The organism is Cupriavidus sp. UME77, assembly GCF_014170355.1.
GTDB classification, from domain to species: domain Bacteria; phylum Pseudomonadota; class Gammaproteobacteria; order Burkholderiales; family Burkholderiaceae; genus Cupriavidus; species Cupriavidus basilensis.
This window is the reverse complement of the sequence record NZ_LZZU01000049.1, coordinates 48,335-71,915: the sequence shown is the minus strand read 5'-3', so window position 1 is coordinate 71,915 and position 23,581 is coordinate 48,335. Positions and strand designations below refer to the sequence as shown.

At 65.1% G+C, this 23,581-nt stretch carries 22 protein-coding genes and 2 tRNA genes; 15 read left to right on the top strand and 9 right to left on the bottom strand.

Translation table 11 applies throughout. From position 1 onward, the window contains the following. Positions 1 to 5: 5 nt before the first annotated feature. Entirely contained in the window at positions 6 to 917 is a 912-nt protein-coding gene (nodI, locus tag A9975_RS20100) for a nodulation factor ABC transporter ATP-binding protein NodI (RefSeq protein WP_370565052.1), read from the bottom strand. Positions 918 to 1,119: 202 nt separating this feature from the next. Here nodI and A9975_RS20095 point away from each other — a divergent pair, with 202 nt between their 5' ends. Then, positions 1,120 to 1,653: a PaaI family thioesterase gene (locus A9975_RS20095; RefSeq protein WP_174425065.1), complete on the top strand. Its 534-nt coding sequence runs from the start codon at positions 1,120 to 1,122 to the stop codon at positions 1,651 to 1,653. 97 nt (positions 1,654 to 1,750) lie between these two features. Beyond that, positions 1,751 to 2,368 carry a LysE family translocator gene (locus A9975_RS20090; RefSeq protein ID WP_174425066.1) on the top strand — a complete coding sequence of 206 codons (618 nt, stop codon included), beginning with the start codon at positions 1,751 to 1,753 and terminating at the stop codon, positions 2,366 to 2,368. Positions 2,369 to 2,776: 408 nt separating this feature from the next. Here the strand turns inward: A9975_RS20090 and rpsU are convergent, their stop codons facing one another. Both rpsU and A9975_RS20080 read right to left on the bottom strand, forming a co-directional pair. Next, on the bottom strand, positions 2,777 to 2,989 hold the full coding sequence (gene rpsU, locus A9975_RS20085; protein WP_006158571.1) for a 30S ribosomal protein S21: 213 nt from the start codon (positions 2,987 to 2,989) through the stop codon (positions 2,777 to 2,779). Between the two features lie 34 nt (positions 2,990 to 3,023). Then, complete coding sequence (locus A9975_RS20080) at positions 3,024 to 3,221, bottom strand: cold-shock protein (protein ID WP_006158572.1); 198 nt, start codon at positions 3,219 to 3,221, stop codon at positions 3,024 to 3,026. Positions 3,222 to 3,350: 129 nt separating this feature from the next. On the opposite strand from A9975_RS20080, the gene A9975_RS20075 reads away from it, so the two are divergent. After that, positions 3,351 to 3,426, top strand: a tRNA-Met gene (locus A9975_RS20075). A gap of 200 nt (positions 3,427 to 3,626) precedes the next feature. On the opposite strand, the gene A9975_RS20070 is transcribed toward A9975_RS20075, so the two are convergent. Next, positions 3,627 to 4,964 (bottom strand): ATP-binding protein, encoded by a 1,338-nt coding sequence (locus tag A9975_RS20070; protein ID WP_183034300.1) that lies wholly within the window; start codon positions 4,962 to 4,964, stop codon positions 3,627 to 3,629. Further along, positions 4,965 to 5,699: a response regulator gene (locus tag A9975_RS20065; protein WP_183034298.1), complete on the bottom strand. Its 735-nt coding sequence runs from the start codon at positions 5,697 to 5,699 to the stop codon at positions 4,965 to 4,967. Positions 5,700 to 5,954: 255 nt separating this feature from the next. On the opposite strand from A9975_RS20065, the gene A9975_RS20060 reads away from it, so the two are divergent. The 6 genes from A9975_RS20060 (at position 5,955) to A9975_RS20035 (ending at position 14,104) form a co-directional block, all read left to right on the top strand. Next, positions 5,955 to 6,689 (top strand): MipA/OmpV family protein, encoded by a 735-nt coding sequence (locus A9975_RS20060; RefSeq protein ID WP_183034338.1) that lies wholly within the window; start codon positions 5,955 to 5,957, stop codon positions 6,687 to 6,689. Between the two features lie 10 nt (positions 6,690 to 6,699). After that, entirely contained in the window at positions 6,700 to 7,896 is a 1,197-nt protein-coding gene (locus tag A9975_RS20055; RefSeq protein ID WP_183034297.1) for an SDR family oxidoreductase, read from the top strand. Beyond that, positions 7,893 to 10,295, top strand: a complete 2,403-nt coding sequence (locus A9975_RS20050; RefSeq protein ID WP_183034295.1) for a penicillin acylase family protein — start codon at positions 7,893 to 7,895, stop codon at positions 10,293 to 10,295. Before A9975_RS20055 ends, A9975_RS20050 begins: the two co-directional genes overlap by 4 nt. 200 nt (positions 10,296 to 10,495) lie before the next feature. Continuing rightward, on the top strand, positions 10,496 to 12,604 hold the full coding sequence (fusA, locus tag A9975_RS20045; RefSeq protein ID WP_150983136.1) for an elongation factor G: 2,109 nt from the start codon (positions 10,496 to 10,498) through the stop codon (positions 12,602 to 12,604). 75 nt (positions 12,605 to 12,679) lie between these two features. Beyond that, on the top strand, positions 12,680 to 12,961 hold the full coding sequence (locus tag A9975_RS20040) for a hypothetical protein (RefSeq protein WP_183034293.1): 282 nt from the start codon (positions 12,680 to 12,682) through the stop codon (positions 12,959 to 12,961). Positions 12,962 to 13,018: 57 nt separating this feature from the next. Continuing rightward, a complete protein-coding gene (locus A9975_RS20035) occupies positions 13,019 to 14,104 on the top strand; it encodes a tripartite tricarboxylate transporter substrate binding protein (protein ID WP_255503320.1) in 1,086 nt (361 codons plus the stop codon). A gap of 176 nt (positions 14,105 to 14,280) precedes the next feature. Here the strand turns inward: A9975_RS20035 and A9975_RS20030 are convergent. The 3 genes from A9975_RS20030 to fdxA form a co-directional block, all read right to left on the bottom strand. Then, a tRNA-Asn gene (locus tag A9975_RS20030) sits at positions 14,281 to 14,356 on the bottom strand. A 210-nt stretch (positions 14,357 to 14,566) separates the two neighbouring features. Next, entirely contained in the window at positions 14,567 to 15,676 is a 1,110-nt protein-coding gene (locus A9975_RS20025) for an NAD(P)/FAD-dependent oxidoreductase (protein ID WP_183034290.1), read from the bottom strand. Between the two features lie 98 nt (positions 15,677 to 15,774). After that, a complete protein-coding gene (gene fdxA / locus A9975_RS20020; RefSeq protein WP_043347955.1) occupies positions 15,775 to 16,098 on the bottom strand; it encodes a ferredoxin FdxA in 324 nt (107 codons plus the stop codon). A gap of 353 nt (positions 16,099 to 16,451) precedes the next feature. On the opposite strand from fdxA, the gene A9975_RS20015 reads away from it, so the two are divergent. The 6 genes from A9975_RS20015 (at position 16,452) to rmuC (ending at position 23,177) form a co-directional block, all read left to right on the top strand. Beyond that, positions 16,452 to 16,985, top strand: coding sequence for a hypothetical protein (locus tag A9975_RS20015; RefSeq protein WP_183034288.1), 534 nt, complete (start codon positions 16,452 to 16,454; stop codon positions 16,983 to 16,985). Between the two features lie 89 nt (positions 16,986 to 17,074). Continuing rightward, positions 17,075 to 18,253, top strand: coding sequence for a nicotinate phosphoribosyltransferase (gene pncB, locus A9975_RS20010; RefSeq protein WP_183034287.1), 1,179 nt, complete (start codon positions 17,075 to 17,077; stop codon positions 18,251 to 18,253). 108 nt (positions 18,254 to 18,361) lie between these two features. Further along, the gene (locus tag A9975_RS20005) at positions 18,362 to 19,048 is read left to right on the top strand and encodes a lactate utilization protein C (protein WP_183034285.1); all 687 of its coding nucleotides are present in this window, start codon (positions 18,362 to 18,364) and stop codon (positions 19,046 to 19,048) included. A gap of 177 nt (positions 19,049 to 19,225) precedes the next feature. After that, positions 19,226 to 20,668, top strand: a complete 1,443-nt coding sequence (locus tag A9975_RS20000; RefSeq protein ID WP_183034283.1) for a sodium:proton antiporter — start codon at positions 19,226 to 19,228, stop codon at positions 20,666 to 20,668. A gap of 8 nt (positions 20,669 to 20,676) precedes the next feature. Further along, complete coding sequence (locus A9975_RS19995; protein WP_183034281.1) at positions 20,677 to 21,675, top strand: D-glycerate dehydrogenase; 999 nt, start codon at positions 20,677 to 20,679, stop codon at positions 21,673 to 21,675. A gap of 32 nt (positions 21,676 to 21,707) precedes the next feature. After that, on the top strand, positions 21,708 to 23,177 hold the full coding sequence (rmuC, locus tag A9975_RS19990; RefSeq protein WP_183034279.1) for a DNA recombination protein RmuC: 1,470 nt from the start codon (positions 21,708 to 21,710) through the stop codon (positions 23,175 to 23,177). Positions 23,178 to 23,249: 72 nt separating this feature from the next. Here rmuC and A9975_RS19985 read toward each other — a convergent pair whose 3' ends face one another. Next, a complete protein-coding gene (locus tag A9975_RS19985) occupies positions 23,250 to 23,516 on the bottom strand; it encodes a hypothetical protein (RefSeq protein WP_006158586.1) in 267 nt (88 codons plus the stop codon). Positions 23,517 to 23,581: the final 65 nt, after the last annotated feature.

Sequence of the window (23,581 nt, the reverse complement as noted above, 5' to 3'; positions counted from 1 at the left end):
TGGCCTTAGTCCCGCATCTCGCGGCCGGTCAGCTTGAGGAAGACGTCTTCCAGGTTGGCCGGGCGGTGCAGGTAACGCACGCCGCTGCGGCCGTGCAGCGCCGCCAGCAATGGCGCGGGCTCCTTGACATAGCAAAACAGTGTCTCGCCGCTCATCTCGGTGCGCGTCGCAAGCGGCTGCAGCTCGCCGCGAAGGGGCTCCAGGTTGTCGCCATACACTTCCACCACGTCGCAGCCGATCTGGCTGTCGATCAGTTCATGCGGCTTGCCTTCGGCGATCTTGCGGCCGCTGTCGATCACGCACAGGTAGTTGCACAGGCGCTCGGCCTCTTCCATGAAGTGCGTGGTCAGCAGGATGGTCTTGCCGTTGGCCAACAGCGACTTCAGGCGCTCCCAGATCAGGTGGCGCGCCTGCGGGTCCAGCCCCGTGGTGGGCTCGTCCATCACCAGCAGGTCGGGGTCGTTGATCAAGGCGCGTGCCACCGTCAGCCGCCGGCGCATGCCGCCCGACAGGTCTCTTACCTGCGCCTTGGCACGGCTCTCCAGCCGCGCGAATTCCAGCAGCGCCGGCACGCGCGCCTCGATCACGGCGCGCTCCAGGCCGAAGTAACGGCCAAAGATGCGCAGGTTCTCCACCACGGTGAAATCGGGATCGAGGTTATCGAACTGCGGCACCACGCCCACCCGCATGCGGGCCTGCGGCGCACGTTGCGGAATCGGCTCGCCGCACAGCGTGAGCGTGCCGGACGCCGGCGTGGTCAGTCCCAGGAGCAAGCGCAGCGTGGTGGTCTTGCCGGCGCCGTTCGGGCCCAGCAGGCCGAAGCACTGGCCGCGCTGCACGCTCAGGCTGAGATCGTCGACCACGACGGTGTCGCCGTATTGCTTGCTTACATTGCGTAGTTCAAGAATGGCAGTCAAGGCAGGAGCGGGAGTTGGGCGCGCCGCGGGCGCAATATCCATCATTATGCAGGCAGCTGCGCGGATGCTCCGTGGCGCGCTGCAGCAAGAATTCGCGGATGCGGTTATCTTGCTGCTTCGCGCCGGGGCGCGCATGCCGGCAAAAGTTGCTGCGTGCACGGGACACCAAAACAGATCAGGGCGGATCATGGAGACAAAGCAGATGAGTGCGCAAGACACGCTGGCGCAGTGGCAGGAAGCCGAACGACTGGCGCGCGCCAGGCTGGGAGGGCCTGGCGTGGCAACGCTCGCGCAGTTGAGCGAACGTGCCGGGCTGCAGTTCTTCGAGGACATGCTGGCCGGCAAGCTGCCGGGTGCGCCGATTGCGCAACTGATGGACTTCTTCCCGGTGGAGTTCGAAGCGGGACGCTTCGTCTTCCAGGGCACACCCGGCCCGCAGCACTACAACCCGATCGGCAGCGTGCACGGTGGCTATGCCGCGACCCTGCTCGATTCCTGCGTGGGTTGCGCTGTCCACACCATGCTGCCGGCCGGCAAGGGCTACACCACCTTGGAGCTGAAGGTGAACTACGTGCGCCCGCTGACCGCCAAGACCGGCCCGATTCGCGCGGAGGGCAAGGTCATCAGCCTGACCACGCAGATCGGCATTGCCGAGGGCCGCATCGTCGACACGCAGGGCAAGCTGTACGCTTACGCCACTACCACCTGCCTGGTTTTTCCGATGCCGGCTGGCTGAGACGTGGCAGGGCTGGCGCCGCTGTCTGCGGCAAGCGGCTTTGCTTATACTGATGCGTCACCCGGAGGGTGCCCAATCAACGAAACCTGGAGTCGCAATGTCCTTCGAACACTGGCTGGCCTTTGTGTTGACAAGCATCGTCGTGCTGATCATTCCCGGCCCGACCATCCTGCTGGTGATTGGCGATGCGCTTGCCCATCGTGGCCGCTCCGCCTATGCCACCGTGGCCGGCGTTGCTGCGGGCGACCTGACCGCGTTCACGCTGTCGATGGCCGGCCTCGGCGCAGTGCTGGCCACCTCGGCGGCCTTGTTCACGGCATTGAAGTGGGCCGGTGCGGCTTATCTTGTCTACCTGGGCATCCAGGCCCTGCGCGGCGCCTCGCGTGCCGGCGCCATGGCGGTCACGGCACAGTCCGGCAGCAGCCGCCAGCGCTTTGCCAAGGCATGGCTGGTCACCGCGCTCAATCCCAAGAGCATCGTGTTCTTCGTGGCCTTCGTGCCGCAGTTCCTTGACGCGCGCCTGGCCTTCTGGCCACAGGCCGTGGTGCTGATTCCCACCTTCGTGGTGATGGCGACCGCCAACGCCGCTGTCTACGCGCTGCTGGCGCGTGCGCTGGCCAAGCGGCTCACTACCCAGCGCGCCCAGGCCAATGTACAGCGCGCGGGCGGCATCACGTTGATTGGCGCGGGCGCGCTGATTGCGGCGCGCAGCTGAGGCAGGGGAGGGAGGGCGTTGCCGAGCAAGCGGGCCGCCATGCATTGTGCGGCCTGTTTTTTGCCAGTTGCAGCGGCAAGTGCCTTAGCTTTGTAGCTTTAGCGCGAGGCAAGGCGGCAGCAGCAGCACATACGTGCGTCTGGAGCCAATAAAAAGCGAAGAGGGGAGTAAAAGTGCTGGCCGTGTCGCACGCAAAGGGCGAACGCAAGCATAGCGCCGGCCGCGCTCGATCCGTTTGGAGCGATGGGCAGGGCGGTATCAGGGCCGGTCGGCGGATGTCAGGCCACGAAGGGCCGGACATCCGACGGCGCCGCTAAAACAAGAAAAATCCGCCAGGCAATGACTGGCGGATTTATGCGGCCTGCGGCAGAAACGCGTCGAAGCGCGCTCGCCGCTTGCTGTGCCGAATCAGTACATCTTCTTCGGCAACATCTGCATGCGCAGGCGTTTGCGAAGGCGCGATTCCGCGGCTTTCTTCTTGCGCTTGCGCTCGGTCGTGGGCTTCTCGTAAGCGGTACGGCTCTTGAGTTCAACGATCAGGCCGGTCTGGAGGATGGCCCGACGGAAACGCCGCATTGCAACTTCAACGGGCTCACCTGGTTTCAAGACGATCTTAGTCAATTCTGTCCTTTAGCTTTGCCGCAAAGCGGCGGGTTCAAACGGGGGAAACATTGGCCGCTTCAGGACCCTTCTTGCCCTGTTGCGACTGGTATTGCACTCGCTGGTTATCTTGCAGCGGAGCACCCCCGCGAACCTGAGAGATGTGGACGAACAAGTCCTTGCCACCAGCGTCCGGGGTGATGAAGCCAAAACCCTTCTGGGCGTTGAAGAACTTGACGGTACCAGTTTCCATGGAAAAATCCTTTTTTGAGCGCAAAGAATGCGCCCACTTGCTTTTACACGTTTACGTAAACGCTGTCAAGAAAGCGTGCCGGAAAAGCTATGCAAATCCGTCAGGGTGGCGTATAGTACGCCCCTCTGACGCGGGGTGGAGCAGTTGGCAGCTCGTCGGGCTCATAACCCGAAGGTCGCAGGTTCAAGTCCTGCCCCCGCAACCAGACCGTATTCTACTAAAAAGCCTGCCCGGAGTCCCGGCAGGCTTTTTGTTTTGTTGTGTGGGCAGATTCCGTCACTACCGCGCTATTACTGCGCCGTGAGGCCGGAAAACGCCATCGCCAGCCAGCCGGCGGCGGCGCAGGCGCCCATCCACGCGAGCAACACGGTCACGATCGTCGACCATTTCATGGGGTGCGGCTCCTCAACTCGCCGGCTTGCCGGGCATGGCGGGCATGGCGGGCTCGTCCATGGCTGGCAAGCTGATCACAAAGCGCGCGCCGCCTTTGCTGCTGCTGCCCAGCCTGACCTGGCCGCCATGCAGCAGCGCGATGCGCCGCACAATGGCCAGCCCCAGGCCGAACCCCCCGGTATGACGGTTGCGACTGGAGTCGGGCCTGTGGAAGGGCTCGAAAATGCGGGCGCGCTCCTCCGGCGCAATGCCGGGGCCATCGTCCTCCACCGTCAGGGTCAAGGTACCTGCCGCGTCGGTCTCGGCGTGCAGGTGGATGGCGCTGCACGCGTAGCGGGTGGCGTTGCGGCAGAGGTTGAGCAGTGCCCGCGCCACCAGCCGCGGATCGCAGACATGGTGGGGCGCGGGGCCGCTGGCATAGGCCGACAGCGTGAGCTTGTTATCCGCCACCTCGTTGGCCACGCTGGCTGCGACACTATCGATCAGCTCGCTCACCGACACGCGCATCAGCATCATCGGCGCCGCGCCTTGCTCAAGCTGGCCTAGCGTCAGCAGCTCGGTGACCAGTTCGTCGAGCTCGCGCACGTCGCGGCGCAGGTCTTCCAGCCGCAGCACCTGGCGCGCCTGCTCCGCTTCGCCGGTGCCGGCCGACTGCAGCAGCGCGATGCCGAACTCCAGCCGCGCGATGGGCGTCTTCAGCTCGTGCGAGATGCCGTGCATCATCTCGCGCTGGTGCACGATCGAGGCTTCGATCTGTTCGGCCATCTCATTGAATTGCCTGGCGAGTGCGGAGATGTTGGAGCGCCGGGGCAGGTTGGCCCGTGTCGACAGCTTGCCGTTGCCGAAATCCCTTGCCGCCTGCTGCAGCTTGTCCAGGTCGCGCCAGTGGTACCACACCCAGGCTATGATCGACAGTAAGGTGGCGAGGGCGATCAAGCCGTAGGCCAGCACCGAGATGTTGGTGTGGTCGTCTTCCTCGCTGTACGCGTGCAGGATCTGGCCATCGCGCAGCGGCAGGTAGTAGTTCTTGGCGTCCTCGCTTAGCACCAGCTTGCCGGCGGCAAGGTCGCTGCGCTGCTGCGCATCGAGATGCGTCAGGCCGGCGGCGTCGACCAGGTCAAACATCTCGCGCGAGTGCTTTTGCAGGATGGAAAGCGCGGCTTCGCGCTCGGGGCCCCGGTGCGGCCCGAGGAATTGGGAGAGCGTAAAGGCATAACCCTTGCGGCTTTCCCGTTCGGTCTCAGTGAAATGCTCATGGAACAGCGGGATAAACGTGTTGTTGATGACGGTCACCGCGCCGGCTGCGGCCAGGATCACCAGCAGATAGAGCTTGAGTAGCGAGCGGACCATTCATTCCTCCCATGCCGACGGGCTGAACAGGTAGCCGCGGCCCCAGATGGTCTTGATCTTGTGCGGCTCGGGCGAGGCATCCTCGAAGCGGCGGCGCAGCCGCGAGATGCCGGAGTCGACGGTGCGGTCGATGCCATCGAACTCGATGCCGCGCAATGCCTTGAGGATGTCGTCGCGGCTCAGCACGGTGCCGGCGGCGCGCGCCAGGATCAGCAGCAGGTTGAACTCGGTGGTCTTCAGGTCCACCTCTTGCCCGCGCCATGTCACCTGCCGGTTCGGCGGCGAAATCACCAGCGCGCCGAATACCAGCTCATGGTCCCGCTGTGCGGGCGCGGTGGTCTCGGCAACCCGCTCTGCCGCGGCACGCCGCAGCAGGGCGCGGGCGCGCGCCACCAGCAGCCTCGGCTCGATGGGCTTGACCACATAATCGTCGGCGCCGATTTCCAGTCCCGCCACCTGGTCATACGTATCGACGCGCGCGGTCAGGATCAGCACTGGCACACGCGAGAAAGCGCGAATGCCGCGGCACACCTCCATGCCGTCCATATGCGGCAGCATCAGGTCGAGGATGACCAGTGCCGGCCGCAGCGCCTGGACGGCGGCCACCGCGATATCGCCGCGCCGCACCACCTCCACCACGAATTCGTAGTTGCCCAGATATTCGCTGACAAGCTGCGCGAGGCGATCATCGTCCTCGACCAGTAATACCTTGTACTTGGCCATGGTATCGCTCATGACAGGGTTCCCCGGGGCAGAAAAGTGCCGATTCTATCCGGCGAACGACTTGGTTTGGGTGCCGGAGACGCTTCAAGACAAATTTGCACAATTGAACAAGATTTTGCGCGATTTCAGGACAGACAGCCCGGCGCGCCATCCCTAATCTGCGTGCTTCGACATCAAGGCGGAGCATCCGTGCAAGAGCAAACAAGAAATCAGGGGGGTGTGGCAAGGTTACCGGTAGCGTGCAAAGGCGCGCTTCTCGTGGCCGCGATGGCAAGCCTGTGCCCGGCAGCGTACGCGGAAAGAACCTATTCCGTTGGCCTGGCTGCCGGCGCCGCACCGCGCTATGCGGGAAGCCGAGACTACCGGGTTGTCGGCGCGCCAGTGCTGCGCGCCGACTTCGGCAACGGCGCCTTCATCGATATGCTGCAAGGCGCTGGTTATACCTACAAGCTTGGCAACGGCATGTTTGCCACCGCCTCGCTCGGCTACGCGCTGGGCCGTACCGACAAGAACCGCGTGGACCTGCCTGGCTCCGATCACCTGAAGGGCATGGGCGATATCCGGGGCTCGCTGATGGGCGCGTTTCAGCTCGGCGCGCGCGTGTACGGCGACACCACATTGAGCGTGACGCTGGACGCGCCGCTGACGCATCGCGAACGCGGGCTGAGCGGGCACATTGACCTGGTCGTGCCGGTGATCCAGTCGGGCGCGCACATGGTGACGCTCGGTCCGAGCGTGCATTACGGCTCGGGCCGCTACATGCAGACCCTGTTCGGCGTGACCGATGCGCAGGCCGCCAACAGTGCCTTCAGCGCGTACGCCCCCAAGGCCGGATTCGATGCCGCGACGCTGTCGCTCGCATGGAACTACACCCTCTCCAAGGAATGGTCGGTGCGCACCCTGGTTGCTGCGACACGTCTGCTGGGGGACGCGGCGAAAAGCCCGATCGTGCAGAGCAAGCAGTCGTACTTCGGCATGAGCTCGATCAACTATACGTTCTGAGGAGAACGCCATGATGTGGGATTGGCACGCCAGCCTGCCCGCGCAGGATCTCGCCGCCCGTGCGCGTGCCTGCGACACACGCCTGCCCGGCGTTGACTCCCTGCTGCTGACCGGCGCCACCGGCTTTATCGGCGGCAATGTGATGGTGGCCGCCATCAACGCCGGCCTGGCCCGGCGCTTGCTCTGCCTGGTGCGCGGCGTGGATGCCGCAGATGCACTGGCTCGCCTGCGCGAGAACGCCATCCAGTGCGGCCTGTTGCGCAGCCGGGTGGACTGGCTCACCGAGGACAACGTATTGCTTGGCGCGCTGGACAGCGATTTTTCTCCTGCCGCGCAGGCGCGCATTGCTGGCGTCACCCATGTCATCAACTGCGCCGCGATGGCCTCGTTCTCCGCCGATGCGCAGGTCACGCGCATCAACGTGCAAGATACGTTGCGCTTTGCCTTGCACTTCGCGGGCAGCGCAGCCTTGCAGCGCTTCATTCATGTCGGCACCGCCATGGCCTGCGGCACGCAGCGCGGGCCGAGGATTGCCGAGCGGGATGCTGGCCATGGCGGCACCAGCGATTTCAGCCACCTGGTGCCTTACACGCGCAGCAAGCAGGAAGTGGAGGTGCTGCTGCGCCACAGCTTCCCCGACCTGCCGCTCGTGGTGGCGCGTCCCTCCATCGTGGTGGGGCATACCGTGCTGGGCACGCAGCCCTCGGCCAGCATCTTCTGGCTCTTCCGGATCATCCACCAGTCGCGCCGCTACACCGCGGGCCCGCTTACCCGCATCGACGTGATCGCGGTGGACGACTGCGCGCGGGCGCTGCTGCGGCTCGCGGTCAAGCCCGAACTAGCCTTCGATGCCTACCATCTCTCGGCCGGCGCGCGCGCGCCCACCATCGCGCAGGTGATCGCCGCCATGGACGAGGCGGTTTCGAGCGATGGCGAGCCAGCTTATCGCAGGTGCCCAGCCAGCGAGCTGCCTGCGCTGGCGAGTGACGTGGCTCGCAAGGAGCGCAACAGCAACCGGCGCCTGATCGAGCGCGCACTGCGGCTGTACTCGGGCTTTGCCGAGCTTGGCTATGTCTTTGACAACGGGCGTATCCGGGAGGAGATCGATTTCGAGCCCTTGTCGATCACGGACTATGTCAGCGAATGCATGCGCACGTCGCGCGGCGTCGGCATCCTCGAGCAGATGAGCTGGGATTTCAAGTCATGACGGGCATGCGTTGCGCCGTGGCCGCTTGCGTCGTCATTGGCCGAGGCATGGTGCTGGCCGGCGGACTCTGTGCCGTGCTGGCCGCCTGCGGCGGGGACGAGGGCGGCCAGGCACAGGGTGAGCGCTACCGCGCGCAGATTCGCCGCACGAGCTACGGCGTGCCGCATGTGATGGCCAACGATGAAGCGAGCCTGGGTTTCGGTGTGGGCTATGCGCAGGCGGAGGATAGCGTGTGCGTGCTGGCCGACCAGTTCCTGACGGTGGCGGGCGAGCGCGCGCGGTACCTGGGTGGCAGCGCAATGGCTGACCCGGACCGGCTCTTCGACAACCGCGGCTCCGATTTCTTCTACGCGCAGCTCAACCAGGCCAGCGCGCTCGACGACGCGTGGCGCGCGCAGCCGCCCGAAGTGCGCCAGCTGCTCAAGGGCTATGCGGCGGGCTACAACCGCTTCCTGAAGGATACCGGCCGGATGGCGTTGCCTCAGGCCTGCCGCAACGCGCCGTGGGTGCGGGATATCACCGAGCGCGACCTGTTGCGCCTGATGCGCTTCTACACCTCGCTGGACGGCGTGGTGGCGTTCGCCCCATGGTTGGTGGCTGCCGAGCCGCCGCGTGCCAATGCCGCGCCCGAGCCGGCGCGCCGTGCGCGGGCCGCGCTTGCACAGGCGGCGGTGGCAGGGCGCGCGAGCGCGTATCGGACCGGCAGCAACGGCGTGGCCCTGGGCCGCGATGCTACCGAGAATGGCCAGGGCATGCTGCTGGGCAATCCCCACTTTCCCTGGCAGGGCATTACGCGCATGGTGCAGCTGCATCTCACGCTGCCGGGCCGCATGGACGTGATGGGCGCCACGCTGCCGGGCATCCCGCTGGTTGGCATCGGCTTCACGCGCGAGTTTGCCTGGACCCATACCACGACATCCTCTGCGCATGAAACCTTGTTCGAGCTGGAGCTCGATCCGGCCGATCCCACGCGCTACCGCGTGGGCGGCGCTTACCGGCCGATGCGGCGCCAACAGGTGACGATCGACGTGCGGCGCGCCGACGGCACCATCGTGCAAGAGTCGCACACGTTCTACTTAAGCGATTTTGGCATGGTGCTGGCGCTGCCGGACATCGTGCCAGGTTACGGCTGGACCGTGGCCAAGGCCTACGCCTTGCGCGATGCCAATACCGAGAATCACCGGATGCTGGCCCAGTGGCATGCGATGAACAGTGCGCGTTCGCTGCGCCAGCTCAGGGAGTCGGTCGAGCGGGGCCTGGGCAATCCGTGGAACAACACCATCGCGGTGGACAGCGGCGGTACGGCATTGTTCATGGCGGCAACGCCGGTGCCGAATGTCAGCGAGGCTCAGCTTGCCCAATGCGGGCGAGGCAGGGTGGCAGGCAGGTTTGTGCTGCGCGGCACGCAGTTGTGCCATTGGGGCGAATATCCAGACACGCCGCAACGCGGCATCGTTGACGCCGCGCATCTGCCGGCCATCGAGCGCCACGACTACGTGCAGAACGCGAACGACAGCGCCTGGCTGACCCAGCCGGCCGCGCCGATTACCGGGTACTCGCCACTGGTGAGCCAGTCAGGCTATCCGCAAGGTGGGCGTACACGCATTGGCATCGCGCAGCTGGAAGCCCGGCTCGCAGGCAGAGATGGCCTGCCGGGGCGCCACATGTCGCTGGCGCAGCTCAAGGCCATGACTCTGAGCAATCGCGTGTACTTCGCGGAGCAGGTGATGGATGACGTGCTCACGCTGTGCCGCACCACGCCGGTAGCGCTGACGCGCGATGGTGTGCCGGTCAGGCTGGACGCCGCCTGCGAACGCCTGGCGCAATGGGACCGAAAGGCCGAGCTGAGCAGCAATATCGGCTATCTCTACTTCGAGAAATTCTTCGCAGCCATCGGCACCCAAGCCTCGGTCTGGGGCGTGCCGTTCGATGCGCGCGATCCGGCCCGCACGCCGCGCGGCCTGAAGCTGGGCGATGCCGCCGTCGCGGGGCTGCTGCGGCGGGCGCTGGCCGACGCGGTGCATGCGGTGGATAGCACTGGCATGCGGCCTGATATCACCTGGGGCGAGGTGCAGGGCGCACAGCGCGGCACGCGCAGGGTTCCCATCCATGGTGGCGCCGATGCGCTGGGTGTCTACAACATGATGGAAACCCGGGACCTGCCCGATGGCAAGCGCGAGGTCGTGCATGGCACCAGTTACCTGCAAGTGGTGTCGTTCAGCGTTGCGGGGCCGCATGCCGAAGCGTTCCTTGCCTATTCGCAGTCGTCGGACCCGGCGTCGCCGCATGCAGCCGACCAGACCGAGCGTTTTTCGGACAAGCGCTGGATTGCCCTGCCATTTACCGACGCGGAGATTAACGCCGACCCTGGTTTCAGCGAGAGGCAGCTCGCGCAATGAAGGGGGCCTGCTCGCGGCACGCTTGCCCGCCCGGTACTATCGTGAATGTGATTTGTACGGTACTTATCGCCTGCGCATGAGCTAGGGCGAGGTAGGCCGGCACTGGCCGTGCCGGCCCGGCGAGCCGCGCGTGGCGTGCCTTACGATGCGGCGCCTGCAGAAGTGTTACTCTTTTGAGTGATGCCTACCAGGAGATCACTGTGAGCCGCAAAACCCCCATCGAGCGCTATCGGAACATCGGTATCAGCGCGCACATCGACGCCGGCAAGACCACTACCACCGAACGCATCCTCTTCTACACCGGGGTCAACCACAAGATCGGCGAAGTCCACGACGGCGCGGCCACCATGGATTGGATGGAGCAGGAGCAGGAGCGCGGCATCACCATCACCTCGGCCGCAACCACGGCCTTCTGGAAGGGGATGGCCGGCAATTATCCTGAACATCGCATCAATATCATCGACACCCCCGGGCACGTGGATTTCACGATCGAGGTGGAGCGCTCGATGCGCGTGCTCGATGGTGCCTGCATGGTCTATGACGCGGTAGGCGGCGTGCAGCCGCAGTCGGAGACGGTCTGGCGCCAGGCCAACAAATACAAGGTGCCGCGCATCGCGTTTGTCAACAAGATGGACCGCGTCGGCGCGGACTTCTTCCGGGTGCGCTCGCAGATTGCCGAGCGGCTCAAGGGCACGCCGGTGCCGGTCCAGATACCGATTGGCGCCGAGGACGGCTTCCAGGGTGTGATCGACCTGGTCAAGATGAAGGCGACCGTCTGGGACGACACCAGCCAGGGGCTGCACTTCGAGTATCGGGAGGTGCCGCCCGAACTGCTGGAACTGGCCAAGGAATGGCGCGAGAAGATGGTCGAGGCCGCGGCGGAAGCCAGCGATGAGCTGCTGCACAAGTATCTCGGTGGCCAGCCGCTGACGGAGGACGAGATCAGGGCCGCGCTGCGCAAGCGCACCATTGCCAACGAGATCGTGCCGATGCTGTGCGGCAGCGCGTTCAAGAACAAGGGCGTGCAGACGCTGCTTGATGCGGTGATCGACTACCTGCCGTCGCCGGCGGACGTTCCCGCGATTCTCGGCCATACCGAGGACGACAAGGAGGCCGAGCGCCATCCCAATGACGACGAGCCGTTCTCCGCGCTGGCCTTCAAGATCATGACCGATCCCTTCGTCGGGCAGTTGATCTTCTTCCGCGTCTACTCGGGCGTGGTGAACTCCGGCGACACGGTCTACAACCCGGTCAAGGAAAAGAAGGAGCGGCTGGGGCGGATCCTGCAGATGCACGCCAATGTGCGCAGCGAAATCAAGGAAGTGCGCGCTGGCGACATTGCCGCGGCGGTCGGGCTGAAAGAGGCCACCACCGGTGACACGCTATGCGATCCAGATCACGTGATCATCCTCGAACGCATGAGCTTCCCGGACCCGGTGATCTCGCAGGCGGTTGAGCCCAAGACCAAGGCCGACCAGGAGAAGATGGGCCTGGCGCTGAATCGCCTGGCGCAGGAAGACCCTTCGTTCCGCGTGCATACCGACGAGGAGTCGGGCCAGACCATTATCTCTGGCATGGGCGAGCTTCACCTGGAAATCCTGGTCGATCGCATGCGCCGCGAGTTTGGCGTGGAGGCTTCGGTCGGCAAGCCGCAGGTGGCTTACCGCGAGACCATCAAGCAGGCGGTGAAGGACATCGAGGGCAAGTTCGTCAAGCAGTCCGGCGGGCGCGGCCAGTACGGCCACGTGGTGCTCGACCTGGCGCCGCAGGCGCCGGGCAAGGGCTATGAGTTCGTCGATGCCATCAAGGGCGGCGTGGTGCCGCGCGAGTTCATTCCCGCCGTGGACAAGGGCATCCGCGAAACGCTGGCGTCGGGCGTGCTGGCCGGCTACCCGGTGGTGGACGTCAAGGCCACGCTGGTGTTCGGCTCCTATCACGATGTCGACTCCAACGAGAATGCTTTCCGCATGGCCGGCTCGATGGCGTTCAAGGAGGGCATGCGTCGCGCCAAGCCGATCCTGCTCGAGCCGATGATGGCCGTGGAGGTCGAAACGCCCGAGGAATTCACTGGCAACGTGATGGGCGACCTGTCGTCGCGCCGGGGTATCGTGCACGGCATGGAGGACATCGCGGGCGGAGGCGGCAAGTCGGTGCGCGCAGAAGTGCCGCTGGCCACCATGTTCGGCTACTCGACCTCGCTGCGGTCCCTGACCCAGGGCCGCGCCACCTACACCATGGAGTTCAAGCACTACACGGAAGCCCCGGCGAGCGTGGCCGAGGCAGTCATCAACAGCCGGCACACGCGCTAGCGTGCATGGAATGGCCGGGCAGAGAAATGGCGCCGCGCGCCACGCGGCGCCGCTTCGACCTGACGGGAGAGTGCAATGGCCAAGCATCCGTTTTCCCAATTCCCCGAGGACGAACAACGAGAAGTCGTGGCCCTGTGCACGCGGCTCGGCTTTGTGCCGGAGGACTTCGAGATCACCGACGAAGGCTTCCAGCCCGATGACGGCGACCCGGCGCAACGCCAGGTCAGCGTGCGGCGCCCCGCGATGGATGCGCAGAGCGCGTATGACGCGAGCGAAGGGGCCGGCTGGATCGAGGAGTTCGAGAGCGATCTCGAGTGCGGCCTGTTCGGGCAACCTTCAGGGCAGGCGCCAGCCTAGTGCCCACGTATCGGCGCGGCGTCCTGCCGCGCCAAACAAATAGTTAGGAGACAATCTATGCAGCAGGGTTTGCCGGCAGGCATGTCAGCGCTTGTACGTTCTTTCTGGCCATCTTTTTCGCCTGCCTTCCCGCCGGATTTTGCCTCGTCGTCCCCGGCCGCGCGTGCCGGCCGGCGCCGGCAACTTGCCGCATGGCTCGCCACCGCGCTCCTTGGCCTGCCGGCGTTGGTCGCGGCACAGGCCGTGGATAGCTATCCCTCCAAGCCGATTCGCGTCGTGGTGCCTTATTCGGCGGGCGGCGGTGCGGACAACGCGGCGCGCGTCATCACCGCCCAGATGAGCGTGCTGCTCAAGCAGCAGGTGGTGATCGACAACAAGCCAGGCGCCAGCGGCACCATCGGCGCCGCGGCGGTCGCGCAGGCGCCGGCCGATGGTTATGTGGTGCTGTACGACGCGTCCACTTTCGTTGTCAATCCGGCGCTGCGCAAGCTGCCGTTCGATGCGGCCAAGGATTTCCTGCCGATCTCGCTGGCGGTCACGGCGCCCAATATCCTGGTGGTGCCACCCAACGCCCCCTACAAGACGGTTGGCGAGTTCCTCGGCTACGCACGTCAGCATCCCGGCAAGACAACCTATGCGTCGTACGGTCCCGGCAGCCCCGCACACATGGTTGGGGAACTGCTCAAGAGCCAGGCCAAGGTCGACCTGCTGCATGTGCCGTACAAAGGCGGCGCACCGGCGCTGACCGACGTGATGGGCGGGCAGGTCGACGCCTACTTCGCCAACGCGGCGTCGGGCCTGCCCTATGTGAAGGCCGGCAAGCTGCGGGCGCTGGCGGTGACTTCCGCCAAGCGCATGTCGGCATTGCCCGACGTGCCGACGTTGGTGGAAAGCGGGCTGGCGGGCTTCGACGTGCTGGAGTGGAATGGTTTCTTCGTGCCCAAGGGCACACCGCCGCAGGTGGTGGAGCGGCTGGCAGCGGCCGTGCAGGCTGCGGTCAACGATCCCAAGGTGCATGCCCGGCTGCTGGATCTTGGCGTGGTGCCGGTCGGCAGTGGGCCACAGGCCTTCGGGCAATTCCTGCAAACCGAGCTGACGCGCTGGGCGCGGCTGGTCAAGCAGAACGGCATTGCGATCGAGTAGGGGGAGGTGGGATGGGCGGGATGTGGCTGCGGGGCTGGGACCCGCAGCGGTTCCGCGGCTGGGTGCCGCGTTACGGTGCCGAAGCACGATGCATCGAACAAGTCCGATTCCGATGCACAAACAGCAATGCACAAATGGAAAAGGCCCGCAATTTCTTGCGGGCCTTTCACATTCTTTGGCTCCCCGAGCTGGGCTCGAACCAGCGACCTGCGGATTAACAGTCCGTCGCTCTACCAACTGAGCTATCAGGGAACAGCTGAGAAAAGGATTTTAACCAGTTTCTCGTTTATCCGTCAATACCTGCGCTGTAATTTCTTACTGCCAGTGCTGCGGAACTTCTGGTTCCGCCCCGATGTTCCGAGGCAGGGCCGCATTATAGAAGGTCTTTCAGGTCTTTGCCATAAAAAAATCGCCCCGAAGGGCGATTTTTTTGCACCATGCACTGAGTCAGGCGCGCCAGGCTCAGTCGAACACCGGCGAATCGACACCGAGGATCTTGTGCAGCTTTGGCGAGGTGGTCGTGTACTGCATGTGGATCTTCTTCTCGGGGAAGATGTAGGGCGCGGCGCCAAAGGCGGCCAGCGCGGCTTCATGGAAGCCCGAGAGGATCAGCTTCTTCTTGCCCGGGTAGGTGTTGATGTCACCCACCGCGAAGATGCCCGGGATGTTGGTCTCGAACTTCTCCGTGTCCACCTTGATCTGCTTGCGCTCCAGGTCCAGGCCCCATTCGGCGATCGGGCCCAGCTTGGGCGACAGGCCGAAGAACACCAGCAGGTCGTCGAGCGGCAGGCGGCGGGTCACGCCGTCGGCGCCCGTCACCTTGATCTCTGTGAGCAGGCCGTCCTTTTCCTCGTAGCCGCTGATTTGGCCCACCAGGAACTGCATTTCCATCTGCTCGCACAATTCCTTCATCTTGGCGACCGATGCCGGCGCGGCGCGAAAGCCGTCGCGGCGATGGATCATCACCACCGATTCGGCCTTGCCGACCAGGTCCAGCGTCCAGTCGAGCGCGGAGTCGCCGCCACCGACCACGACCAGGTTGCGGCCGTGGAAGCGGCTCGGATCCTTGACGCGGTAGAACAGCTGCTTGCCGTCGAACTTGTCGATGCCGTCCACCTTGACCGTGCGCGGCTGGAAGGAACCCACGCCGGCGGCGATGAAGATGGTCTTGGTGATGAAGCGGGTGCCGAGCGAGGTTTCGACGAAGAAGCGGCCATCTTCGCGGCGCTCCACCACGGCCACTTCCTGGCCCAGGTGGAAGGTCGGCTCGAACGGCTCGATCTGCTTGAGCAGGTTGTCCGTCAGTTCCTGGCCGGTGCAGATGGGCACGGCCGGGATGTCGTAGATGGGCTTGTCCGGATAGAGCTCCACGCACTGGCCGCCAACCACCTTGAGGGAGTCGATCACGTGCGCCTTGATTTCGAGCAGGCCCAGTTCGAAGACCTGGAAGAGTCCGACCGGGCCGGCACCGACGATCAGCGCGTCGATTTCCAGCGGGTGACCGCCGCCAGCGTTGCCGGCGGCAACGTGGTTGGTGGCGTCGGCGACGGGGTTAGGGATGCTCAAGTCCATATTCGTCCTGATACGTTGTGGGCACAGGCGTGCCCGGCATTACGGGAAAGCGCGTGGGTGGGGACGGCTTTCTGACCTGTCTTTTGGTGTTGCAGGTATCAGCGTTGCAGGTACTGCAGCTTCTCAGCCGTGTCCTTCCATTCCTCGGCTTCGGCCAGCGGGGCCTTGGTCTTGGTGATGGAGGGCCAGTTGCGTGCCAGCTCGGCGTTCAGGTCGATGAACTGTTGCTGGTCGCCCGGCACGTCTTCCTCGGCGTAGATCGCGTTGACCGGGCATTCCGCCACGCACACCGCGCAATCGATACACTCATCCGGGTCGATGGCGAGGAAGTTGGGGCCTTCGCGGAAACAATCGACCGGACACACGTCAACGCAGTCGGTATAGCGGCAACGGATGCAGGATTCGGTGACAACGTGAGTCATTTCGGTTCCAGAAAAACGGGATCGGCTTCGATGGGAATGGATTTGGCCTGTTGTGCCTTGCTCGTCACGCCGGTGCGGGCCCAACCCGGAGTTCACCGGGTTCACCATACGCGGCGCGAGCGAAGGCCGTGGCCTATCAAAGACCGATATTGTAGCTGAGCCATAACGCTAGGGTAGTCGCTCTATATAGCCAGATCAGATAGTTTTCTTATTTCTTTATGTGCATTTGATCCAAGACAGCTGGTGTCACGCCTGCCGATGTGCTTTTCTGGCCGGTGCGGCGTTGCCGTTGTATGCTGCCTGAGCTTGCCTGCGCGGTATTGCCGCGTGCCCAACCGAGTGAGGAGTGCTCCATGCCAAGTCCAGTCCGGGAGTCGCCGCGCAACTGCCGTTTCAGCCGGGCGGCGAGTGCCTTGCTATGCCTGGCGGCGCTGGCCATGCCAGCCGCGCATGCGCAAACGCTGGCCAAGGCCGGACCGCCGGACAGCGTGGTGGCCCGCCTGATGGCCTGGCGCATGATGAGCGACAGGCCGGTATCCCTGAGTGCGCTGGCGCTGTTCGAGTGGGATGATTTCGGCGTGGTGGTCGAGGCGGCGGGCGAGGGCATGGCCAACTGCGGCCAGGCCGGCTTTCTGCCATGCGATGCCAGCCTGCAGCCCGAGCGCGGCGCGCCGGTGCAGGTGCTGGTGTTCCGTCGCGGCACGCAGCGGGTCTACCAGGAGCGCATCACGGCCCGTTCGGCAACCTTCGCCGAGCCGCTGCCCGCCGAAGTGCCCCGGGCGCAGGCCACGCTGGTTGGCTGCCCTGGCTATCGCGGGCAGGTCCTGTGGTGCCTGCGCGGCAGCGCGCGCGGCCGCCGGCCTGATCCTTTCCTCGATGGCGCATGAGGCCGGCGTGGCCGATGCGGCTTCATAGCTTGAGCGCCGCGCTTTCGGGTAGCATGGCGCTCTGACCCGGCACCGCCGTTTGGCCCGACATGATCATTACCTCATTGCTCGACACCGACCTGTACAAGTTCACCATGATGCAGGTGGTGCTGCATCACTTCCCGGCGGCACAGGTCGAATACCGCTTCAAATGCCGTAACGCGGGGGTCGATCTGACGCCCTACGTGGACGAGATCCGCGAAGAAGTGGCGCAGCTCTGCCAGGTCCGCTTTACGCCGGACGAGCTGCAATACCTGCGCGAGCTACGCTTTATCAAGAGCGATTTCGTCGACTTCCTCGGCCTGTTCCACCTCAACGAGAAATACGTGACGATCGCGCCCGCCGCTCCCGGCAGCGGCGAGATCGAGATCACCATTCGCGGGCCGTGGCTGCATACCATCCTGTTCGAGGTGCCGTTGCTGGCCATCGTCAACGAGGTCTATTTCCGCCGCACCCAACCGCAACCTGACTGGAGCGAGGGGCGCAAGCGCCTGGAAGACAAACTGGCCTTGCTGAAGATGCCTGCCCACGCGGACTGCGTGATTGCCGACTACGGCTCGCGTCGCCGCTTTTCGCGCGACTGGCAGGAAGAGGTGTTGCGGACCATGCGCCGGGTACTCGGCCCGCAACTGGCCGGCAGCAGCAATGTGCATTTCGCGCGCACGCATAACCTGGTTCCGCTTGGCACCATGGCGCATGAATACCTGCAGGCCTGCCAGGCCCTGGGGCCGCGGCTGCGCGACTCGCAGGTGTACGCGCTGGAAGTCTGGGCCAAGGAATACCGCGGCGACCTCGGCATTGCCTTGTCCGACACCTATGGCTTCGACGCCTTCCTGCGCGATTTCGACCTGTACTTCTGCAAGCTGTTCGACGGCGTGCGGCACGATTCCGGCGACCCCATCGCCTGGGGTGAACGCATGCTGGCGCACTACGCCGCCAGCCGCGTCGACCCGCTGGGCAAGACGCTGATCTTCAGCGACAGCCTCGACATCCCGCGCGTGATCGAGCTGTACGAGCGCTTTGGCGGGCGCTGCCGGCTTGCCTTTGGCGTGGGCACCAACCTGACCAACGATCTTGGCTACACGCCGCTGCAGATCGTCATCAAGATGACCCGCTGCAATGGCCAGCCAGTGGCCAAGTTGTCGGACACGCCCGAGAAGACCATGTGCGACGATCCTGCCTACCTGGCGTACCTGCGGCAGGTGTTCGGCATCAAGGCGCCGGCGTAGGGTTCAAGTTCGATGCAAGCGCGCCGTCGCCGCAGCCCCCAGATCCACTAAGCCAACAGGCCACCAAGCCACCAAGCCACCAAGCTACCAACCTCGGGAAATCGACTCATGGACACCACCTCCGCCCGCGATCGCATCTTTGCCCGCATCCGCGCCGCCCAGGGCCGCGCGCCCGGGGTGAGCAACGGCGAGCGTGCGGCGGTGGCCGACTATCTCGCGCGCCATCTCGCCGGGCCCCGCCCGCCTGCGCCGGTGGACCGGATCCAGGCCTTCCATGAACAGGCGCAGAAAATGGCCTCCACGGTGGAGCGGGTGGCCACGATGGCAGATGTGCCGGCCGCGGCTGCGCGCTACCTGGACAGCCTTGGCCTGGCGCGCCGCGCCGTGGCCTGGGACACCCTGGCGGCACTGGACTGGCAAGGGCAGGGCTTGACCGTGGAGTGCCGCCCGCCCATCCGCGATGCGCAGGCCGATCACGACCATGGCGACATGGTCGGCATCACGGGCTGCTTTTGCGCGATCGCCGAGACCGGCTCGCTGATGCTGCTGTCCGGCCCGCAGACCTTCGCTTCGGCGGCGCTGCTGCCGGAGACGCATATCGCGGTGGTGCCGGTCTCGCGCATCGTCGATGGCCTGGAAGACGCCTTCGCGCTGGTGCGCAGCGAGCGCGGGGAACTGCCCCGTGCCACCAATACCATCAGCGGGCCCTCGCGCACCGGCGATATCGAGCAGACCATCGTGCTCGGCGCGCACGGCCCATACCGCGTGCACGTGATCCTCGTCGAGCAGGACTGAGCGCGGCAGTCCGGGGCGTCCGGAATTGGTGGAGCCGCGCGGCGATTGCTTTACACTTGAGGGTCTCGCCGCGCGCCTGCGACCCGCTTGCCGGGCCACTCGGGCTCGTGCGCTTTCTCCGCTCGCGGCCGCCATCAGGCCCGGGTGACGCAATCCGATACAAGGAGATCCCGCCCGATGCGACGTGCCCCCGCACTGCTTTCCCTGCTGGCCCCGCTGTTGTTCACCCTGCTGTTCACGCTGGCACCGAGCCTGGCCCATGCCGCCGATCTCGATGGCGCCACGCTGTCGCCAATGTGGGCGTTGCCCTTCGCCGGCACCTTGCTGTCGATCGCGCTGTTCCCGTTGATCGCGCCGCGCTTCTGGCATCACCACTACGGCAAGATCATCGCAGCCTGGGCAGTGCTGTTCCTGGTACCGTTCGCGCAGGCCTTCGGCATGCATGCCGCCGCCGCCAATGCCGTGCACGCGCTGCTGTCGGAGTACATCCCCTTTATCGCGCTGATCGCCGCGCTCTATATCGTGGCCGGCGGCATCTGCGTGCGTGGCAACCTGCATGGCACGCCGCGCCTGAACACCGGTCTGCTCGCACTCGGCACGGTGCTGGCCAGCCTGATGGGCACCACCGGCGCCGCCATGCTGCTGATCCGGCCGCTGCTGCGCGCCAACGACAACCGCAGGCATGTGGCGCACGTGGTGGTGTTCTTTATTTTCCTGGCGGCCAATGCGGGTGGCGCGCTGACGCCGCTGGGCGATCCGCCGCTGTTCCTGGGTTTCCTGAAGGGCGTGGATTTTTTCTGGACCCTGCGCAACATCCTGCCCGAGACGCTGTTCATCTGCATCGCTCTACTGGTGATTTTCTATTTCGTCGATCGCCACTACTACCTGAACAAGGAAGAAGAGTTGCCGCAGGCAGCGGACCCCACGCCCGATTCCGCCGGCATTCGCATCGAAGGCAAGCGTAATTTCGTGCTGCTGCTGGCGGTGGTGGGGCTGGTGCTGATGAGCGGGCTGTGGAAGCCCGGCATCGAATTCAACGTGATGGGCACCATGGTCGGCCTGCCGGCGGCGGTGCGCGATGTGTTGCTGGTGGTAGTGGCGCTCGTGTCCCTGCTGATCACGCCGGGCACGGCGCGCACGGGCAACGAATTCAACTGGGAGCCGATCCTGGAAGTCGGCAAGCTGTTCGCCGGCATCTTCCTCACCATCATTCCCGTGATCGCCATGCTCAAGGCCGGTACCGACGGCGCCTTCGCCGGCGTGATCCGCATGGTCAGCGATAGCGGCGGCCAGCCCATCGACAGCATGTATTTCTGGGCCACGGGCATTCTTTCGTCCTTCCTGGACAATGCGCCGACCTACCTGGTGTTCTTCAACACCGCCGGCGGCGACCCCGCTACGCTGATGACGCGCGATGCCTCAACGCTAGCGGCCATCTCGGCCGGCGCCGTGTTCATGGGTGCCAATACCTATATCGGCAACGCGCCCAACCTGATGGTCAAGGCAATTGCCGAAAGCCGCGGCGTGCGCATGCCCAGCTTCTTCGGCTACATGCTGTGGTCGATCTGCGTGCTGGTGCCGCTGTTCCTGGTGATGACCTTTATCTTCTTCCGCGTGTGAGAGTGAGCATGACCAAGCCTTCCGTTCTCGTGACCCGCGCCGTCTTTCCCGAAGTGATCGACCGGCTCGCGCAGTACTTCGACGTCGACGACAACCAGCCGGACGTGGCGCTGGATGGCGCCGCGCTCAAGGCTCGCCTCGCCGGCAAGGCCGGTGTCCTGGCCAATGCCGCGGACCGCATCGATGCCGGCCTGGTAGCCGGGCTGCCGGCCTTGCGCGCGGTCTGCAACATGGCGGTGGGGTACAACAATCTCGATGTGCCGGCGCTGACCGCCGCCGGGATCGTGGCCACCAATACGCCCGATGTGCTGACCGAGACCACGGCCGATTTCGGCTGGGCCCTGCTGATGGCGACCGCGCGCCGCGTGACCGAGTCCGAGCACTGGCTGCGCGCTGGCAAGTGGGAGCGGTGGAGCTATGACATGTTCCTCGGCATGGACCTGTACCGCAGCACGCTTGGCATCCTTGGCATGGGCCGCATCGGCCAGGCCCTGGCACGCCGCGCTGCGGGGTTTGGCATGTCGGTGCTCTATCACAACCGCAGCCGCTTGGCCTGTGACACCGAGCTCGCGCTCAACGCGCGCTATGTCAGCAAGGCCGAGTTGCTGGCACAGTCCGATCACTTGCTGCTGGTGCTGCCGTATAGCGCGCAGAGCCATCACAGCATCGGCGCCGCCGAGCTGGCGCAGATGAAGCCGTCGGCCACGCTGGTCAACCTGGCGCGCGGCGGCGTGGTCGACGACGCTGCGCTCGCTCAGGCGCTGCGCGAACGCCGCCTCTTTGCTGCCGGGCTCGATGTGTTCGAGGGCGAGCCACAGGTCCATCCCGACCTGCTGACAGTGCCCAATGTAGTGCTGACCCCGCATATCGCCAGCGCCTCGGAGAAGACCCGCCGCGCCATGGCGGATCTGGCCGCCGACAACCTGATCGCCGCGCTCGGCGTAGGGCCGCAGGCAGGGCAGCCGCCTTCCGTGATCAATCCCGAAGTGATGGCGCGCCGCCGCTGATCCTCTCGCTGCCCACACCTGCCAACCTATTCATGACTTTGATTTCCCTGTTGACCCTGGCCCTTGCACTGGCAGCCGTGCTGCTGCTGGTGGTGTTGCTGCTGCGGCCCCGCGTGGCACAGGACGGTGCCGGCCCGGAATTGCTGCGCCAGCTCGCTGACCTGCGCGCCGAAGGCGCGCGCGGCAATGAACGCCTGGAGCGCGAGCTGCGCACCGAGGTGACTGAGAGCGCGCGCGTCGGCCGTGGCGAAGCCGGCCAGCAGATGATGCGTTTCCAGCAGGCTCTGTCTTCGCAGCTCACCAGCATCGCCACGCTGCAGAACAACCAGATCGACATGTTCGCGCAGCAGCTTGCCAAGCTGACCGAGTCCAACGCCCAACAGCTCGAGCAGGTCCGGCAGAACCTGCTGCAACAGGGCCAGCAGGCGCGCGACGAGCAAGGCAGCGCGCTGCGCCGATTTGGCGACGGGCTGCAGCAGCAACTGGCGCAGATGTCCGAGGGCAACGAGCGCCGCCTGGGCGAAGTGCGCGCCACGCTTGAGCAGCGGCTCAAGGAGATCGAGGTCAACAACGCGGCCAAGCTCGAGGAAATGCGCCGCACCGTCGACGAGAAGCTGCACGCCACGCTGGAGCAGCGGCTGGGCGAGTCCTTCAAGCTGGTCTCGGACCGGCTCGAGCAGGTGCACCGGGGCCTTGGCGAAATGCAGGCGCTGGCCCAGGGCGTGGGCGACCTCAAGCGGGTGCTGACCAACGTCAAGTCGCGCGGGACATGGGGCGAAGTGCAGCTGGAGATGTTGCTCGAGCAGGTGCTAACCGCCGAGCAGTACGCCAAGAACGTGGAGACGGTGCGCAATACTGGTGCGCGCGTGGAGTTTGCGATTCGCCTGCCGGGCAAGGATGCTGCCGGTGGGCAAGTGTGGCTGCCCATTGATGCCAAGTTCCCGAAGGAACAGTACGAGCGCTTGCTCGACGCGCAGGAGCGCGGCGATGTCGAAGGCGTGGCACTGGCCGGGCGCGAATTGGAAGCCGCGATCAAGCGCGAGGCCCAGACGATCTCCGAGAAATACGTGTCGCCGCCGGCGACCACGGATTTCGCCATCCTCTTCCTGCCCACCGAGGGGTTGTATGCTGAAGTCTTGCGGCGCCCGGGGCTGGCCGATCTGCTGCAACGCAATTTCCGCGTCACGGTAGCCGGGCCGACCACGCTGGCCGCGTTGCTCAACAGTTTGCAGATGGGGTTTCGCACCCTGGCGCTGGAGCGCCGCTCAAGCGAAGTCTGGGAGGTGCTGGGCGCGGTCAAGACCGAGTTCGGCAAGTTCGGCGATGTGCTGGCCAAGACCCGCGACACGCTGGAACGCGCTGCCCGCAACATCGAGCGGGCCGAGGTGCGTACGCGCCAGATGGAGCGCAAGCTGCGCACCGTGGAAGCGCTGCCAGGCGAAAACGCGCAGGAGCTGCTCGGCCTGGCCGCAGTGGTGGATGACGAGGCCGCAGGCGGTTGAGGGGCAAAGAACTTTGGAGAAAAAAAAGCGCATCGATTCGATGCGCTTTTTACATTCCGGCGGCCGGCTGTTTCAGGACAAGTCGCGGATTGTCACCTCGATGCCGCCGAAACGCGCTGCCACCCAGTTGTAGGCCTTGCAGGCGAGCCAGAGCAGGCCGAAACCGATCAGCGCATTGAGAATCAGTGCCGTGAAGACGGTGATGCCGGGCAGGTCGCCGTAGCGGATAAAGGCCACGAACAGGCCCAGCGAGACGATGGGTACCGAAAAGCACAGGTACACGAGCACGAGCGCGCGGGCGGTTTTGACCGGGTGGAGGTACGCAATCTCCTGATTCATGACAGCTGGGGCAGTAAGCAAAGTAATGTTGCGCAAGTGTATCCAATGGGGGAGGCGGCGCATAG

What these genes read in the sequence shown, in the direction of transcription:
- A9975_RS20025 (WP_183034290.1), bottom strand. Translation starts at nt 15,676, where the DNA reads ATGGACTTGAGCATCCCTAACCCCGTCGCCGACGCCACCAACCACGTT.
- A9975_RS20050 (WP_183034295.1), top strand. Translation starts at nt 7,893, where the DNA reads ATGACGGGCATGCGTTGCGCCGTGGCCGCTTGCGTCGTCATTGGCCGA.
- A9975_RS20035 (WP_255503320.1), top strand. Translation starts at nt 13,019, where the DNA reads ATGCAGCAGGGTTTGCCGGCAGGCATGTCAGCGCTTGTACGTTCTTTC.
- A9975_RS20080 (WP_006158572.1), bottom strand. Translation starts at nt 3,221, where the DNA reads ATGGAAACTGGTACCGTCAAGTTCTTCAACGCCCAGAAGGGTTTTGGC.
- A9975_RS20090 (WP_174425066.1), top strand. Translation starts at nt 1,751, where the DNA reads ATGTCCTTCGAACACTGGCTGGCCTTTGTGTTGACAAGCATCGTCGTG.
- rmuC (WP_183034279.1), top strand. Translation starts at nt 21,708, where the DNA reads ATGACTTTGATTTCCCTGTTGACCCTGGCCCTTGCACTGGCAGCCGTG.
- A9975_RS20040 (WP_183034293.1), top strand. Translation starts at nt 12,680, where the DNA reads ATGGCCAAGCATCCGTTTTCCCAATTCCCCGAGGACGAACAACGAGAA.
- A9975_RS20000 (WP_183034283.1), top strand. Translation starts at nt 19,226, where the DNA reads ATGCGACGTGCCCCCGCACTGCTTTCCCTGCTGGCCCCGCTGTTGTTC.
- A9975_RS20060 (WP_183034338.1), top strand. Translation starts at nt 5,955, where the DNA reads ATGGCAAGCCTGTGCCCGGCAGCGTACGCGGAAAGAACCTATTCCGTT.
- A9975_RS19985 (WP_006158586.1), bottom strand. Translation starts at nt 23,516, where the DNA reads ATGAATCAGGAGATTGCGTACCTCCACCCGGTCAAAACCGCCCGCGCG.
- A9975_RS20055 (WP_183034297.1), top strand. Translation starts at nt 6,700, where the DNA reads ATGATGTGGGATTGGCACGCCAGCCTGCCCGCGCAGGATCTCGCCGCC.
- A9975_RS20070 (WP_183034300.1), bottom strand. Translation starts at nt 4,964, where the DNA reads ATGGTCCGCTCGCTACTCAAGCTCTATCTGCTGGTGATCCTGGCCGCA.
- A9975_RS20065 (WP_183034298.1), bottom strand. Translation starts at nt 5,699, where the DNA reads ATGAGCGATACCATGGCCAAGTACAAGGTATTACTGGTCGAGGACGAT.
- A9975_RS20005 (WP_183034285.1), top strand. Translation starts at nt 18,362, where the DNA reads ATGGACACCACCTCCGCCCGCGATCGCATCTTTGCCCGCATCCGCGCC.
- A9975_RS20095 (WP_174425065.1), top strand. Translation starts at nt 1,120, where the DNA reads ATGAGTGCGCAAGACACGCTGGCGCAGTGGCAGGAAGCCGAACGACTG.
- A9975_RS19995 (WP_183034281.1), top strand. Translation starts at nt 20,677, where the DNA reads ATGACCAAGCCTTCCGTTCTCGTGACCCGCGCCGTCTTTCCCGAAGTG.
- A9975_RS20015 (WP_183034288.1), top strand. Translation starts at nt 16,452, where the DNA reads ATGCCAAGTCCAGTCCGGGAGTCGCCGCGCAACTGCCGTTTCAGCCGG.
- fdxA (WP_043347955.1), bottom strand. Translation starts at nt 16,098, where the DNA reads ATGACTCACGTTGTCACCGAATCCTGCATCCGTTGCCGCTATACCGAC.
- pncB (WP_183034287.1), top strand. Translation starts at nt 17,075, where the DNA reads ATGATCATTACCTCATTGCTCGACACCGACCTGTACAAGTTCACCATG.